This is a genomic window from Tsukamurella pseudospumae, assembly GCF_001575195.1.
GTDB lineage: Bacteria > Actinomycetota > Actinomycetes > Mycobacteriales > Mycobacteriaceae > Tsukamurella > Tsukamurella pseudospumae.
Window position 1 is genome coordinate 1 of record NZ_LSRF01000112.1, and the last position, 348, is coordinate 348.

The 348-nt window shown below is 57.8% G+C and carries 1 protein-coding gene; it reads left to right on the top strand.

The window, feature by feature from the left end:
• Positions 1-55: 55 nt before the first annotated feature.
• A partial coding sequence (locus AXK60_RS28000) for a transposase family protein (protein ID WP_175400122.1) occupies positions 56-348 on the top strand: 293 nt, incomplete at its 3' end.

The window sequence follows — 348 nt, forward strand, 5'->3', positions numbered from 1 at the left end:
TCCGGAAATCTGGATGTTGCGACACATTCCGATTTCGGTGAGGAGTACCAGGGGCATGAGCGAGCCTACTTCGTTGTTGCTGGGCCTGGAAGGTCTGCAGGTCACGAGCGTTTCGGCATTGCCGGATAGGACGCGGCTGGTGGAGGTGATCACCTGCGATCCGGATGCTGCTGCGTGCCCGTCATGTGGTGTCGTCTCGACCTTCGTCAAGGATCATTCGGTCACGTATCCACGTGATGTGCGATACGGAGATGATCCAATTAGGTTGCGCTGGTGGAAGACGCGATACCGATGCCGGAACGATGAGTGTGATCGGGCGACGTTCACTGACCGGATACGTGAGGTCCC